The 13,880-nt window shown below is 45.6% G+C and carries 23 protein-coding genes and 1 pseudogene; 8 read left to right on the top strand and 16 right to left on the bottom strand.

Going from position 1 to position 13,880, the window contains the following annotated elements; translation table 11 throughout:
• The first annotated feature begins 108 nt into the window (after nucleotides 1-108).
• Entirely contained in the window at nucleotides 109-537 is a 429-nt protein-coding gene (locus tag NSS79_RS20400) for an organic hydroperoxide resistance protein (protein ID WP_076110114.1), read from the top strand.
• A 122-nt stretch (nucleotides 538-659) separates the two neighbouring features.
• Here NSS79_RS20400 and NSS79_RS20405 read toward each other — a convergent pair whose 3' ends face one another.
• Both NSS79_RS20405 and NSS79_RS20410 read right to left on the bottom strand, forming a co-directional pair.
• Entirely contained in the window at nucleotides 660-1,031 is a 372-nt protein-coding gene (locus NSS79_RS20405; RefSeq protein ID WP_342440413.1) for a hypothetical protein, read from the bottom strand.
• A pseudogene (locus tag NSS79_RS20410) lies at nucleotides 1,020-1,136 on the bottom strand (ATP-binding protein); the annotation flags it as partial. The pseudogene NSS79_RS20410 and the gene NSS79_RS20405, both read right to left, overlap by 12 nt.
• Nucleotides 1,137-1,770: 634 nt before the next feature.
• Between NSS79_RS20410 and NSS79_RS20415 the strand changes: the two are divergent.
• Nucleotides 1,771-2,823, top strand: coding sequence for an MBL fold metallo-hydrolase (locus NSS79_RS20415; protein WP_342435889.1), 1,053 nt, complete (start codon nucleotides 1,771-1,773; stop codon nucleotides 2,821-2,823).
• Complete coding sequence (locus NSS79_RS20420) at nucleotides 2,820-3,035, top strand: DUF3006 domain-containing protein (RefSeq protein WP_342435890.1); 216 nt, start codon at nucleotides 2,820-2,822, stop codon at nucleotides 3,033-3,035. Before NSS79_RS20415 ends, NSS79_RS20420 begins: the two co-directional genes overlap by 4 nt.
• Nucleotides 3,036-3,072: 37 nt before the next feature.
• Here NSS79_RS20420 and NSS79_RS20425 read toward each other — a convergent pair whose 3' ends face one another.
• Complete coding sequence (locus NSS79_RS20425) at nucleotides 3,073-3,402, bottom strand: YolD-like family protein (RefSeq protein ID WP_342435891.1); 330 nt, start codon at nucleotides 3,400-3,402, stop codon at nucleotides 3,073-3,075.
• A gap of 16 nt (nucleotides 3,403-3,418) precedes the next feature.
• Nucleotides 3,419-3,802, bottom strand: coding sequence for a hypothetical protein (locus NSS79_RS20430; RefSeq protein WP_342435892.1), 384 nt, complete (start codon nucleotides 3,800-3,802; stop codon nucleotides 3,419-3,421).
• A gap of 195 nt (nucleotides 3,803-3,997) precedes the next feature.
• Between NSS79_RS20430 and NSS79_RS20435 the strand changes: the two genes are divergently transcribed.
• On the top strand, nucleotides 3,998-4,453 hold the full coding sequence (locus tag NSS79_RS20435; RefSeq protein ID WP_342435893.1) for a hypothetical protein: 456 nt from the start codon (nucleotides 3,998-4,000) through the stop codon (nucleotides 4,451-4,453).
• 35 nt (nucleotides 4,454-4,488) lie between these two features.
• Complete coding sequence (locus NSS79_RS20440; protein ID WP_342435894.1) at nucleotides 4,489-4,830, top strand: Imm8 family immunity protein; 342 nt, start codon at nucleotides 4,489-4,491, stop codon at nucleotides 4,828-4,830.
• A 51-nt stretch (nucleotides 4,831-4,881) separates the two neighbouring features.
• Here NSS79_RS20440 and NSS79_RS20445 read toward each other — a convergent pair whose 3' ends face one another.
• The 3 genes from NSS79_RS20445 to NSS79_RS20455 all read right to left on the bottom strand — a co-directional run bounded on the left by NSS79_RS20445 (nucleotide 4,882) and on the right by NSS79_RS20455 (nucleotide 5,880).
• Nucleotides 4,882-5,100, bottom strand: coding sequence for a hypothetical protein (locus NSS79_RS20445; protein WP_342435895.1), 219 nt, complete (start codon nucleotides 5,098-5,100; stop codon nucleotides 4,882-4,884).
• Nucleotides 5,101-5,428: 328 nt separating this feature from the next.
• Nucleotides 5,429-5,659, bottom strand: a complete 231-nt coding sequence (locus NSS79_RS20450; RefSeq protein WP_342435896.1) for a hypothetical protein — start codon at nucleotides 5,657-5,659, stop codon at nucleotides 5,429-5,431.
• Nucleotides 5,659-5,880, bottom strand: coding sequence for a helix-turn-helix transcriptional regulator (locus NSS79_RS20455; protein ID WP_342435897.1), 222 nt, complete (start codon nucleotides 5,878-5,880; stop codon nucleotides 5,659-5,661). The genes NSS79_RS20450 and NSS79_RS20455 overlap by 1 nt, the downstream gene beginning before the upstream one ends.
• A 371-nt stretch (nucleotides 5,881-6,251) precedes the next feature.
• Between NSS79_RS20455 and NSS79_RS20460 the strand changes: the two genes are divergently transcribed.
• The 3 genes from NSS79_RS20460 (at nucleotide 6,252) to NSS79_RS20470 (ending at nucleotide 7,349) form a co-directional block, all read left to right on the top strand.
• Nucleotides 6,252-6,503: a hypothetical protein gene (locus NSS79_RS20460; protein WP_342435898.1), complete on the top strand. Its 252-nt coding sequence runs from the start codon at nucleotides 6,252-6,254 to the stop codon at nucleotides 6,501-6,503.
• Nucleotides 6,504-6,542: 39 nt separating this feature from the next.
• Nucleotides 6,543-6,710 (top strand): hypothetical protein, encoded by a 168-nt coding sequence (locus NSS79_RS20465; RefSeq protein ID WP_342435899.1) that lies wholly within the window; start codon nucleotides 6,543-6,545, stop codon nucleotides 6,708-6,710.
• A gap of 387 nt (nucleotides 6,711-7,097) precedes the next feature.
• On the top strand, nucleotides 7,098-7,349 hold the full coding sequence (locus tag NSS79_RS20470) for a hypothetical protein (RefSeq protein WP_342435900.1): 252 nt from the start codon (nucleotides 7,098-7,100) through the stop codon (nucleotides 7,347-7,349).
• 70 nt (nucleotides 7,350-7,419) lie between these two features.
• Here the strand turns inward: NSS79_RS20470 and NSS79_RS20475 are convergent, their stop codons facing one another.
• The 9 genes from NSS79_RS20475 to NSS79_RS20515 form a co-directional block, all read right to left on the bottom strand.
• A complete protein-coding gene (locus NSS79_RS20475; RefSeq protein ID WP_342435901.1) occupies nucleotides 7,420-7,635 on the bottom strand; it encodes a phage holin in 216 nt (71 codons plus the stop codon).
• A complete protein-coding gene (locus NSS79_RS20480) occupies nucleotides 7,635-8,354 on the bottom strand; it encodes an N-acetylmuramoyl-L-alanine amidase (RefSeq protein ID WP_342435902.1) in 720 nt (239 codons plus the stop codon). Before NSS79_RS20480 ends, NSS79_RS20475 begins: the two co-directional genes overlap by 1 nt.
• The gene (locus NSS79_RS20485) at nucleotides 8,351-8,704 is read right to left on the bottom strand and encodes a hypothetical protein (protein ID WP_342435903.1); all 354 of its coding nucleotides are present in this window, start codon (nucleotides 8,702-8,704) and stop codon (nucleotides 8,351-8,353) included. The genes NSS79_RS20480 and NSS79_RS20485 overlap by 4 nt, the downstream gene beginning before the upstream one ends.
• Before the next feature lie 203 nt (nucleotides 8,705-8,907).
• The gene (locus tag NSS79_RS20490; protein ID WP_342435904.1) at nucleotides 8,908-9,207 is read right to left on the bottom strand and encodes a hypothetical protein; all 300 of its coding nucleotides are present in this window, start codon (nucleotides 9,205-9,207) and stop codon (nucleotides 8,908-8,910) included.
• A gap of 71 nt (nucleotides 9,208-9,278) precedes the next feature.
• Entirely contained in the window at nucleotides 9,279-9,410 is a 132-nt protein-coding gene (locus NSS79_RS20495) for an XkdX family protein (RefSeq protein ID WP_342435905.1), read from the bottom strand.
• A gap of 1 nt (nucleotide 9,411) precedes the next feature.
• Nucleotides 9,412-9,852 (bottom strand): hypothetical protein, encoded by a 441-nt coding sequence (locus NSS79_RS20500; protein ID WP_342435906.1) that lies wholly within the window; start codon nucleotides 9,850-9,852, stop codon nucleotides 9,412-9,414.
• Nucleotides 9,853-9,870: 18 nt separating this feature from the next.
• A complete protein-coding gene (locus NSS79_RS20505; protein WP_342435907.1) occupies nucleotides 9,871-10,530 on the bottom strand; it encodes a hypothetical protein in 660 nt (219 codons plus the stop codon).
• Nucleotides 10,531-10,825: 295 nt separating this feature from the next.
• Nucleotides 10,826-13,567, bottom strand: a complete 2,742-nt coding sequence (locus NSS79_RS20510; RefSeq protein ID WP_342435908.1) for a pyocin knob domain-containing protein — start codon at nucleotides 13,565-13,567, stop codon at nucleotides 10,826-10,828.
• Nucleotides 13,557-13,880, bottom strand: coding sequence for a hypothetical protein (locus NSS79_RS20515; RefSeq protein ID WP_342435909.1), 324 nt, complete (start codon nucleotides 13,878-13,880; stop codon nucleotides 13,557-13,559). The genes NSS79_RS20510 and NSS79_RS20515 overlap by 11 nt, the downstream gene beginning before the upstream one ends.

Here is a 13,880-nt window from a genome sequence, read left to right on the forward strand (position 1 = left end):
TTCATCAGTAATATCATGTTAATAGCGAAAAATAGATTGACTATTATTTTAATTGTGTTAAATTAAGTCGTGTACAATATATCATCAAATGAACGGGAGCGGATAATAATGATGACTATTCAACAAAAAATGTATGAAACTACAGTTAAAGCAGTAGGCGGAAGAAACGGAACTATTGAGTCGGAGAACCCTAAGCTGGCGCTTACGATCAGCACTCCCCGCGAAATGGGCGGCGCCGGCGGCGAAGGCACAAATCCTGAGCAGCTGTTCGCTGCCGGATATTCCGCTTGTTTTGACAGCGCTTTGAACATGGTGGCCCGGATGGGCAAAGTGAAAATTGAAGGCAGCGAAGTTACCGCTACTGTAAGCTTCGGCAAAGTTGAAGACGGGGGTTTCGGCATCGCTGTGAAGCTTGATGTTCTGGTTAAAGGCGTTGACCATGAAACTGCAGCCCAGCTTGTAGAAGCCGCCCACGGTGCCTGCCCATACTCCCGCGCTACCCGCGGCAACATTGAAGTGGAAATAAACGTCCTGTAAAGAATCTGCGTTTTTCCAATCATTCTCGGAATGAGAACAGAACAAGCCGTCCATTGGCTAAGGGCGGCTTGTTTGCCGTTAATATATATCATCATTCGTAATAGACTATATACTATAAATCGCTAGTCCTCTGTCATGATCTGCCTGTCCAGATTGCGGTACTGCACCGCCTCCGCCAGATGTGCAGAGACAATGTTTACGGATCCTTCCAAATCGGCAATCGTCCGGGCCAGCTTAATAATCCGGTCATGGGCCCGCATGCTTAAGCCGAGACTTTCCAGAATGGTATGCAGCATCAATGTGCCTTCCCTGCCCAAACCGGCATACCGGCGCAGTGCCGCACCGGATAGTTCACTGTTCCAGGATATTGGCAGAGCCTTATATCGCTCTGTCTGAATAGCCTGGGCTTTCAGAACCTCTGCGCGCATCTCTGCCGAAGATAATGAAGGCCCCTCACCGCCCCAATCCTTCGGACGGGGAACATCCACCTGCATATCAATCCGGTCCAGCAGCGGTCCGGAAATCTTAGAGCGGTATTGTGCAATCCTCGCAGGACTGCAGGTGCATCTCTGCTGCAACCCTCCGCTTCCCAAATACCCGCAATGGCATCCGTGAAGATAACACCTCTGGAATTTCTATATTGCAACGGAAACCTATGCTATTGACTCAAATAGATAACGTGATACCAACTAAAGCCGGCAGTAGAATACGACAAGGTAGAATTAACAAAGATTTACTAATTGCCGAAGTGGCCAAGGAGATTGGAATATCCCCCACAGCACACTCTTATATAGAAAGAAATATTCACGCCCCTTCTCTCCCTACCTTAAAAAAGCTATCAGCACTTTTGGATCTCCCTATCTCATACTTGGGTTGCTTTGAAAACTTACCTGAGCGAACTTTGGGTGAACGGATCAGAAAGGCTCGTGTTTATAACGGCATGACAATTAGGGGGCTTGCGGTCTGTTTTTGCGTAGATGCGAAAACTATAACAAACTGGGAAAATGATCGACATAAACCGTCTTGCATTAAGATGAAGGAAATAAATCAATACCTTTCGATATTACAAAGTTAATGGCTTGAAATAACAGTCTGTGGACAAAAAGAAAAAGACCATAGCAATATAGAAAGCGAAACCCCGCGAGAATAACTGCCAGCAACGTTTCGCTTTTTTTGTAGTAAATATTCCCTTATTCTGATAGACTACTCCCAGAACTACTCTGGGGGGATTTTATGAAGAAAAGAATTGCTTTATCAATGATTTTGTCGGTTTTACTGATTTTGCTTCCTGTTATCGCCAATGCGCATCCCGGAAGAACTGATTCAGACGGCGGACATTATTGTAGAACGAATTGTGCCAAGTGGGGACTACAGGACGGAGAATATCATTATCACAATGGTGGAAAGTCCAAGTCAACTCCGGCCGCCACTGCAAAACCTACAGCGAAGCCAAAACCAACAGCAAAACCAACTGTCCAACCGGCGCCAGCGCTTGCATTACCTAAAAAACAAAATGCCGGCACGCTGCAGGTTTATTTTTTTGATGTGGGACAAGGTGACTCTACTCTAATCCGTACTACAAAAAATCAATACATACTTATTGATGGGGGCAACAATAACCAGGGTAAAAATGTAGTGAAGTACCTCAACGCGCTTGGGGTAAAAACACTTGATGCCATGGTCGCTACACATCCCGATGCGGATCATATTGGTGGGCTGGACGACGTGCTAAAGGCTGTGGATGTGAAGTCTGTATATGCGCCTAAGGTTTCACACACTACTGAGACATATAAGGATTTTCTGACAGCAGTTAAAAATGAAGGTCGTACTATCAAAGCAGTGACTAAAGGAGTTTCTATTCCCTTAACTGGTGTTGAGGCGAAGTTCCTGGCACCTATTAATTCTTACGGGGATAATCTTAACGATTGGAGCGCCGTCTTAAAGGTTACTTATAAAAATAAGTCCTTCCTATTCACCGGTGACGCTGAGAAGGCTTCTGAAAATGATATGCTTGCGGATGGTTTGAATTTAAAAGCTGATGTATTAAAAGTCGGCCATCACGGTTCGAATAGTTCAACCAGCAAAGCGTTCCTTGACGCCGTCAAACCACAGTACGCAGTAATTAGTGTAGGTAAAAACAATTACGGCCATCCGGATTCCGGCATTCTGGCCAGATTAAAAAATGCGAATGCTTCTGTGCTGCGGACGGATCAGAAAGGAACCATTACTGCAATTAGTGATGGAAGCAAAATCACCTTTACGACAACCAAGGGGGCATCCAAATGAGAAAGGGCATAGTCGATCGCTTCGAGGGTGAATGTGCTGTTATTGAGTTTGACGGAAAGACTGAAGACATACTAAAGTCTGAGTTGCCAGAAGAGGTTAAAGCTGGGGACACCTTAATTTTTGAAGATGGTGCGGTCACAATCGATAAAGAGGAAACGACTGCACGGAAGAATGAAATAGATAATTTAATGGACGAATTATTTGAAGAATAATATTAATGCCCCGGGAACTCACGCCGGGGCATTTTTTTTATGTAATCACCTGTATTACACCATCTATCTTGATCCAACTATAATCATACTCCATTTGCAACTTGATCTGTCTCAACTGCCGATCTACAGCCAGCACTACTCCTCTGACTTTAATGTCCTGCACCGGATCAAACATCGTTACAGTGATTTGCTCCCCATATCGTTTTGAGTAAGCGAGAACCTGATCAATCAACTCCAACTCCTGGGCATCCAGCACAGGCTTTTTCCGATCTCTCCATTGTTGCTCCCGCTCATCGCTAATGATCCGTAGCTTGTGCTCTGGTGTCATCATACGGCTGCAGTCAAATATACTCTCAAGTTTCTTCATGATGTCTGCCCACCTCCTAATAATACTGCCAATAATCCGTATTGCCCTGCTCATTTCCTCGCCCTGACCGCTGTACGCCTACTTGTGGCGCGTCATGTGATGGGTTGTCCCGCTCCCACCCTTCTATGATCACTGCCCTTTCTGGCGGCATGTCCGGCTGCCACTGGATATAGTTTTCCTTAGCCAAAACCGCAAGTCCTTCTTTGATTGGCACAGGGGTTCTCCCGCTCAACCTTTCCAACTCCGGCAATCCCGGCAACGTCCCAAAGTGACGCTGATAGTGCGTTAAGATCAATAACAGTTTGCGCGGTGTATCATCAAGCATCGTCCACACCTCCAAAATAAGAACATTTGTTTGTATTATATCTTCGTTAAGAAGGATAGGCAATAAATTAATCATTTCTACTATTTTCCAATCAATAATGGGTGTTATTTCCTATTTTTTCATATTTAATAATACTTATGTATCATTTTTATTTTTCTTCCTTTTTCTACAATTTTCCCCTTACTTTTCACTATCCTTTGTGTAAAATTGTCATATCGATTAAGTTTGTACATTTAACTTTATCGAAAAACTTTAGTAGGAGTGATTATTTTGAAAAGAAATGTCAAGAAAATTACATCTTTGTTGTTTGGTTTTACTTTATTATTCAGCTCATTTAGCACCTTTGCCTCTGCTGCTCCTAGTAATTCCAGTATTATATTGGATAATAGTTCACGAATTATTAGTCCTGCAGGAATTTCTAATATATCACCGTATGATTTAGCCCAACTAGCTTTAGCAAATACAGGTAATTTTGGATACCTGAATGATACCGTTCCTTCGTCTACCGTCCATGAAGCAGCACAGATTTTTGTTGGGCCTGGCTCAACAGTGAAGTTGGAATCGGGAGGTTTTTGGTACTACAGTAAAGATGGTTTAAGAAGAGTAAGAACTGGTGCAAAATACTTAATCGCATACCAAGCGAATTTTGAAAAGTTTTCTCAGACAGGGTACAATGGTTTTCATCAAACATCGAATTATCATGTTAATGTATCTAATATGGATTAAAATCACTCCTAAACAAGATATGAATGGAGATTGTTATGATTCGTCCGATTCTCAAAGAAGCTCACTTTTATGAAACGCCTGAAGAAAACAAAGATTTTTGCGTATCAGTTGTTCTAGATGTTGGATCAGAAGAAGTGCATGGTACTGATCAATTCTATGCTACGGTAGCAAATGCTAATGGACTCAGAGATTTTTTTATTGGCGAAATTGTAGTTCCTATTCGTGGTTTACTTCTTATCAAATCTTTTGACATCTCATTAATAAAATCTGAAATCCAAAAAATTTTGGACAAATGTTCTAAAGACACTTGGGAGGAAACGGCTAAATCAATCAACAGATATTTCCCTTGGGAATTTGACGAGATAAAATGGAAGTGAGTAGTGAGCAGATGTAAACAAAGAATAACCCGTCAGGCTTAGCCCGGCGGGTTATTTTATGTATGCTCTAAATTCAAATCGTTCACGCATGAACCAACTGCCGGCTACCCTGATCGACTCCGGTGTGTGTCCCTCCTCGATCCCCCCGTAATCTATCAGGTGACCGATTGGGTCTGGATCTTCCCGGTACCAGACAGATACCTTAGATTGCGCAAGGGCAGCAGTCAGGAAGTCTATATCGTTCTTCAGAACTTTGTATGTTGTGCTCATTTCGCCCTCCAAACATATTACCTTGAATATGTCTTGGTTCTAATCTAATCGGACCTTATCCGAAATCACAAGGAAAAATGTAGCCAGTGGACCACAAAGCAAAGAAAGTAAAAACCAATTTAGTCCACTCCTGTTTTTCCCTTGCGCCAGTCCTGCATTAATTAGAGCCAGCGTCCCCCAACCCACAAAATAACCGTTATCCATCCCACACACAACCTTTCGATTTCAAACTAAATAATTTCAATATATTTCATTTGGAACATTATGTATATGAACTCTATACCCTTGGCAAGGAAAACTTTCCTGAACAGCAAAAGAGCCGTCCAGGTTATCCCTGCGGCGGCTCTGCTTGTTTACTCCAATACCCATCAAAAATCCGATCATACGCCCTTACTACTGGTTCCAAGTCTTCCAACGTAAGGTTACGGCGGACAAGCATAAAGTGCGCCGTGAAATTTGCTACGTAATTGTTCGCCGCACTAACCAAATCTTTAGGATCGTCTGATGCTGCCATTTTTAAAATCGCTTGATAATGGTGTTCTTCCCAATTTTCAATCATTATTGTTCCTCCTTTGGCGGCTCTGCTACATGTTCCAATATATCCCCTACACTTACTCCAAGAAACGTACACAGCTTGTCCAGCGTGTCCAAATCAACACGCTTGGATGTGTCATGATATAGCCCGGACACGGTGTTGATCGCCAACCCCGTTCCACGGACAACATCCCTTACTTTTAGACGATGTCGTCCCATTATTTCACTCAAATTATTTTTGATCATGTACAAGCCTCCTTGCAATCAATATACACTAGTTAATTCAAAGTATCAACATGCTAATATTTTATATTGACTTTTGTATTATGAAGTGGTATATTTATATCAGGAAGTTGATACAAATCACTTCCAGAAAGGAGAGAAGATATGAAAGATTGGGTACAACTCCTGACAGCAGCCATCCAGTGTTACACCGCTTACCTGCTGCTAAAGGACAAAAAGAAAGGAACCAAAAAACGCCGCGTCCCACGCAAACGTAAATAGGTTCCCGGAGGGTAGGGGTCACACCCCCTGCTCTCCACCCAATCATAACAAAATGGCAATTGGAATGCCAACACTATAAATGTGCCGGCGGGCATACGCGGGAGGGATAAGGGATGGAAAAAACGCGATATGTAGTAAGTCCTTATAGTTACATGGGGGACAGCAGCCGCCCACGCACTTACTCAGTGTGGGATACGGTAACCAAAGAATGGTCCGGCGATTATGTTGGCAATAAAGCTGAAGCGCAAGAGGAAGCTGACAAATTAAACTACAAATACTTCGAATGCCCGCAATGTAATTTCATTCAAGTTGAAGAGGCGACAGTAGATTACGTAAAGTGCGACCGTTGTAATCACATCTATTAACACGGGGCTACGGCCCCTCTATAGGAACGGAGAATGAATATGAGATTCACACCTAAAGAAAAGCTTGCAATACAACTGGCGCTGGAGCAAAGAGTTTTTAACTTGGAACGGAATGTAGCTGACTGGGAAGGCGAAGACGTTGCAGAGGACTGCAAAGATTTATTGGTAGAAGCTAAGTCAGCATTGAAGAAGATCAAGGAGGGATAAAATATGTTGAGTGTAATCACTTGGGTTGTCATTGCTGCTGCACTGGTTATCTCAATCGCAGCATTGATTAAATCCCGCCGGCGTTGAAGTACAGGAACAAAAAAACACCCCGCCAGCCAGTGAAGGTTGACGGGGTGTTTTGCCGATGCTATCGGACTGCATGCTCGGTGCTTCCGATTCGTGTAAGAACACATTACCACGGATTGAGACATTCTGTAAACGACAAAAAGCCCATTATCCGAAGCCAGTGGGCTTTACTAATTGCAAAGATTTATATTATGCTGAGCATATCAATAAGGGCGTATTTAGGCGGTGCTGACCGTCTCCAAAGCTGAAGATGACCTGCCGCATAGATTACAGCCGGAGGGCTTTAACCTTGGAGGAGTTATGAGAGAATTACCGATTACGGGAGATTTAAACGAACTTAAGCCCGGAATGTACCGCTGTACACTGAACGTAACCAACCTGCCTGCATATATTACCGCCGTACCCGGTTACATGGATCAGCAATGGACGACGGACCATCACGGAAGGGTATGGCAGCGACAGACAGCCTATGACGATAAGGGTAAACTAGAATGGACCAGGCTGCGGGAATTAGTAAATGGAACCTGGATAGATTACCCTGATATTTTTTAAATGCAAACAAAAAAGCCCTACAGACCATTACGGCCTGCAGGGCTTATCATAATCCCAAACGCTTGTGATTTTACTTTTTATCCGTGTAACCCTTGCCTGCTTCCGGATTGCTCACGATCCCCAGCACTACCAGCACACCCAGCACGGCATTCACCGCCGCAGTAACCTCGTCATACTTCTCCGGGGCAAACTCCACGCCGAAGATTACACCAACGGTCTGCACGCCCAGTAGCACGGCTGCCGTCAAAGATACCCACAATCCATAGTTACGCCATTTGCTTTTCATTATTTATCCCCCTTACTGGTGATTGTCATTGTTTTGGTTTTAGCGTCATAGTCCACCTTAGCCCCTAAAGCCTCTGCTACGGCCCGTGCTGGTGTATAAGTAACACCTTCATCAGCTACGCCGTCTGCCACCTTCTTGCCGTTCACAAGTACACTCACGACTACATCTTTCTTCACTTCGTCCGCCTCCTTGGTTATTAATGCATTATATAACCGGCTCCATGGGAATTTAGGTCCGGGGCAATATGGTTTACGCTTTGGATCAACCTGAAAATGTCCGATCACATGCCGTTCGTCCAGCGCTATAGGCTTGCCGTAGATCCGTTTCACTTCGTCGCTGATATATTTGTGCAGCCAAACCGTAGCCACAAACTGTGCCTCTGTCAGCGCACCGTCTGTGCCCTCGTGTTCTATGCTGACCGTGTAGTTATTCGGATTGGTCTTAGGGTGCTCCTTAATGATGGCTGCCGTTGCCTTTGAGATATTTGCAATGGATAATCCATTTGCCCAGGCTTTGCGCTCAATGGACACGTATTGATGGATCTCTCCGGACTTTGACACCCCAAAATGTGCGCTGCTCTGGACATTGCCGGTGGACGTAAACCAGGCATCCATACTGCTCATTGTGCCGCCGCTGATATGGTCCACAATCGCAATTGGCACATGACCATCTCGGCTGCTGCTGTTGGTTGCCTTGTTGCCCTTTTGAATGATTTTCATTGTCCATTCTCCTCCTTGTTCTTGATGGCCGGGAACACAACAAAGAGATCTTGCCTTTTGGTGTACATGAGAACAGTCAGAATCAGCAGCCCCAAAGTTGTGCCTACTTGCGCTGTCGCCCATGCCTGAGACTTGAGAGCAGCGTATACGGCATCCCCTGCTGTTACCTTGCTGAAGCGAATCCAAAAAGCTACGGCCATTTTAACCGTATAAGCTCCCAGGAAGAAGAATGCCGCAAGCATAAACAGGCTGACCACCCGGGCACGAAATCTCTTCCGGAAGTATAAAAAAAGCGCGGCTATAAGCAGCAGCGCACAAATAAATGAAATCCCATATGCAATTAACAACAAGATATCAATGCCCCCCATGATTAACACCCCGATCATAAATTAAAAATTCAGCAAATCCGTTATTCGCAATTTCATCCTGAATCTCTTTGGATGCGTCCTTGTATCGGCGTATAGAGACCGAAACCCGGCCCGATGCTCGATGTAGCTCTCTCTCTTTGTCGCGGTACCGGGGGAATATTCGTTTGATCCAATTACTCAACACGTTATCCTCCCCTATCCTCATCATTGCCGCTGACTGCAGCATGATCAATTTTCAGCCTCTGCAGCACTTCCAGCGTTGGAGCCATAAAGTCGGCTCGCTCTTTGTCCAGAATCGCCTGCAGCCGGTCCCGGTCCTCTTCGGCGCGGTCCAGCAGCTCGCGTGGCACTAGATTACCTTTTACGATGGACCGAACCAATGTAATCACGATAATCAGTAAAATTAGCGCTACGATATAGGCCAGGCCGTACTTGTCCGCCAGCGGCAGCAGCCTTTCAATGTTTGTTATGTCAGTGCTTCCCATTCCCCCGCTCCCCTCTGTCTCTAATGTAAACAGCCCCCGGATCAACTCCGAGGGCAAAATAAAAACGCCTACTATGCGGCGCTCGTTTTAATCTCTTTAGCTTGATCTTCTGTAATCTTTTTAGCAGCCACAAATACTTGGACCTGCTCAACGGTATAACGGCCAGCTTCAAAATGCCGCTTAATCAGTGCGTACCAATCCATATTAGATAACACCTCCTTCCACGAGGCTCAGGAGTAGGGAGGCTGAATCTTTTTCAGCCTGATCCAATCGTGCCTGAGTCTGAGCAAGTTCTAAGGCCATTCCCGCAGTCTCCGTTTCTGCGAGGGCTATCCGCTCCGTGAGTGGCTTTTGGTAGACTGGTTCCGTAGGTTCCTCCGGGTCAATAGGACCATAGTTAAACTCCAGCTTCTCCGTTTCTGGATTCACGCGAATTCTTCCTCTTGATTCTAAAAACTCGGTAGCATATTGACCATACTCTAATTCTATCAATCCAACTGTTTCCTCTACGCGCTCACTCAGGACCTTATAAGATGCAAAATCTTGCTCGCGGGTTGTCTCAACAACAGCACCTGCTCTTTCACCAGTGTTAAGAATTACATTTCCTGTTGCTTTTTCGTAATAAATTTTAGTTCCAATTTTCATATTTATATCCCCTTATTTTTATTCTGTTGCCCGCCATGTGACTGTAAATCCGGCAGAAAACGGTACCTCACAGGTAAAGCCCCCAGCAAAAACTGAACTTTGACTAAAAGTTGAAGACATCGGCACGGTTTGATTTGCGTTTGTTATACAAGCATACCACTGTCCATATGAGTAGCCTACACGGGTATGATCATTACCATTACTAAAAGCTAACTGTATCGAAGAAGGAGTAAAACCAAGTCCTGTTACAGTATGTGTTGGTTGATTATCTTGTACATATGTTCCGGTGGCTGTACGTGGACCCTCTACCAAAGTACCTGTCAATCCGAACAAATTTACCCCGCTGCGGATATTGGAGGCAATCATCTGGGTAGCGGCATACGTTACCCATGTACTCCCATCGTAGTAACCTAGAGGCGGCTGTAAAAACACCCTGTCGCCAGCCCACACGGTTACATTGCTCGCGGGCATGTGAATGTTCTCGGCGCTTTTGTTTGGCATTGTCCCAGTGGTTCCGGCGATGGTCGTACCCACTAGCACCTTGTTAGCCGGAACGGTAACGCCAGCAATGGTAATGTCAGAGGACCAGTAGCCCGCTGACTTTGTTTGTGCCGTTGGTCCAGGCGTTACAGTACCTCCAGCTCCACGAACTGGCATCGTCCCCTGTAGGCCGAACATATTTACGTCCGACCTCCAGTATGCGGGATTGAAATTTGGTTCATTTGCCTGTATCCATAGGTCCCCCTCAAATGCTACAGGTGGGTCTGTTGGAATTACTGGCCTTAACCACAGTGTTCCTGGAGTTGATGCTACGTTTTTAGCTAGGTGATGATTGGTGCTTGTCCCGTCTCCATTCGCGACTGTCTTGAGTGGCATTGTACCTAGCACATTCCAGTTGATTCCTGAATTGTACCTGCTTCCAGCTACAACTCTATCCGGGGGGGTGTTCCCCGGCGTTATTAATCGCATACTCTTATTCCTCCTCTATAGCTGCGGATACGTAAACGGCATTTGATGCACTGGCGCCAACGACAACCTTTATAGGAATCCCCGGTGCTGCGACAAAGAATGAAATAGGGAAACGATACGTGTCCGCAGGTATATATTGATAAGGCAGCAACATGTCCACGCCTTCCGCACTTTCGATTTGCACTATTACACTGCATGCCTGTTGTACTTTCATGTAGACTTTCACACTGTAGTTAGCTTTCACCGTAGGAGTCCATTCCGCAATGGTCCTTGTGGCATCTCCAGAAGGTCCAACCTGCACGTCAGTGATATTCCAGCGCTTATTTCCTATGTTCCCATATTTCCCGCTAGATGCATCAGCAACGGGAACCATCATCCAAGCATTCCACCATCCAGTTTCTGCGCGAGTTCTGTATCTCTGACCAACCATACCTACTCCAGTAACCTCTTGTACAACATACCCTACTGGGTTTCGATATACCTTCATCAAACCGTAGTCTAATCCTGAGCCATTTATATATATGTTATTCGCACCCAAAAAGTAGGTCCCCGGGATCACAGCATCATCTAAGTTTGTACTAGGTAAATCTCTGGTTACCATAAGATTCGAGTCGTTTCCTTGGTGGTACAACCCATAATTGTTACCGTCAAGGCGGGCATACATCGCATTAGAAGAATCGTCGTATACAATACCGTCATTGTCTCCAAAGTAAATGGCATTTCCTACTGCAAAATTACCGTCCGCATTTCGCACAACGAGTGTATTGGCGTTTGAATCAGCGGTGTATTTAGGCATGTTGGAGCTATTCCAACTTCTTCTCCAACCAGGTTCATACTGTGGGCCGTTATTAACATAAATGAACTCACTGTTTCTCGTAGTAGGATCTATACCACTCGTCGTAGGTGTTGTTATGCGGATTGTAAAAGCGTCACCATTAAGGGAGCCTATAACTTCCACTACCGCCCCAGCAAGGTGTATGTTACCAAAGCCGGAATCTGTAATATGAACATTAGTACCATAAGACCAATCGCCTCGACCTACCCAATACCCTCCCTCAGGAGAATGTGCACCCATATTCGTAAGCATAGTTATAAACTCAGCAGTCGTTACGCCCGTCATTGCTCCGCCAAAAGTAACGTATTTTCCTGTCTTGGCAAAATACGTGGTATCTGAATCGGTTATGACTTTATTCCACGGACCCCATTCCGTTTCCGTTCTGGCTCTGTAGAACTTGAGAGGCGATGTTGTTTGTGTAGCTTCCTGCACAATGTAACCGTTACTTCCCATATAGACGTTAAGGATACCCCACGGTGCTGTTAGTGGCGGAGCGTTAGCTGGTATGTTTCCGTAAATCTGGTAAGTACCCGGATGGATATATTCGTTATAGTCAGTGCCTACAATCCCCTTGGTTTTGAATACGCCCACGCCACCCTCAAGATTCCACGCACTCCAGACCCCCTGATTTATTTTTATGCGCGAATATACTGCCCCGCCAGTCATACGCACTATTTGAAAAATCCAATTGGTGGAGCCATCGTGAACGTCTCCCTCACTGACGATATTCTCCAAAAGTCCGTAACCGCTCGGCTCCGGGCTACCCGTTGCGTCGGGTGATATTATCCAAATTCCAGCGACAAAAGCCGTATTTAGGTTTGTCGCGCCTCCCTTGCCGCCTAATGAACTATAGGTTCTTTCTCTGGGAACTTTTCCAGATGCATCAAGATCCGCCACACCACCAGCAGCGCCCTTTTCTCCTTTAGAGATTGAAGCAGCCTTTGCCGCATCCCTTGCAGCATTAGCTTTAGCTGTAGCATCGGCTGCTGCCGCAGTAATAGCAGCGTCTTTAGCTGCATCAGCCTTTGCCTGAGCGCCTGCCGTGGTCTCCTTGGCATTCCAGGTGTTACGCTCGGTCGTTATGATGTGGCGGGTGGCATCATCTGCGTGAGCTTTAGCTGCCTCTAATGTTGTAGCCGGTGCAGTCCTCCAGGATGATTTACCCGTGATTGCCTTGATCATATTAGCCAGCCAACTCAGCAAAGTGGTCAGTGTGCCAGTTTCGCCGATTGGTGCGGTGCTGTCATTTATCGTCCGGTTGCCGATGACTGTGTCCGTTGCTGATCCTGCGCCACCAGCTCCCACTGTAATCCCGGCAAGCTTCGCCTTTTCAGCTGTGGTATAATCTTCGGTCGTAAGTTGCTTTCCGGATATCTTATCCACTTTACTGGAAAGCTGCGTAGTCATGGTGGCTGCAAAATTCGGATCGTTATTTAACGCATCTCCAATTTCCTTCAGCGTATCCAGCGCATCCGGTGCAGCACCGACTAAATCCTGAATACGTTGATTCGTCTCCTCCTTACTGTAAGTGGTACTCTTATCTGCCTTTGTGAGCAGTTGGGTATCGGCGTAGGACTTGGCTGCAGCGAGAGAGGTATCCGCCTTTTGCTGTGCTGCTGCCGGTGTTTCCTTATCATTCCAAGCAGCCCTCTCCGCTGCGGTAAGATGCCTCACAACATCACTCGTATGTGTTTCAAGATCTTCAGACAGCTCCGCCATCTGAGTATGAGCACCTTCGACTCCATCCTCAATATGGTTTAGACGTGCCGAAGTGATCCTCGTTCCTTCCTGAACCAATTCATAAAGCGGGCGGCCAGTCTGCAGGTCTGTCTTCTGCTTCCCGGAAGCATCCTTGATTGGTTTTGTCAGGTCTGGGATCTCGTCCTTCCATTGCTGTTTACTATACGTCACCGGCACTCGCCTCCAATCTCAATACAAATTCAAAAGCAATTAAAAACCCCTTATCGTTTTTGGTAACGGTAAGGGGTTGATCTGCCAGTATGTTGCCGTCCACATCCAGTAGAGCTGCTCCTAAAAGCTGCTTCCCCACTGCTTGTGTCTCTGTTATATAAATGTATTTGCGTACTGACAGTCCGGAAACAATTGTGTTGTATATCGGATAGACGACTTGTTGCCCATCAATATTTACGAGTGCTCCTGCAATATGGCCACTTAAATCACTGACCAGTTTATCCAGCAGCAGCGGCTTGATAACCTCTGCCAA

This window comes from Paenibacillus sp. FSL L8-0436 (assembly GCF_038593025.1).
Lineage (GTDB): Bacteria > Bacillota > Bacilli > Paenibacillales > Paenibacillaceae > Paenibacillus_AQ.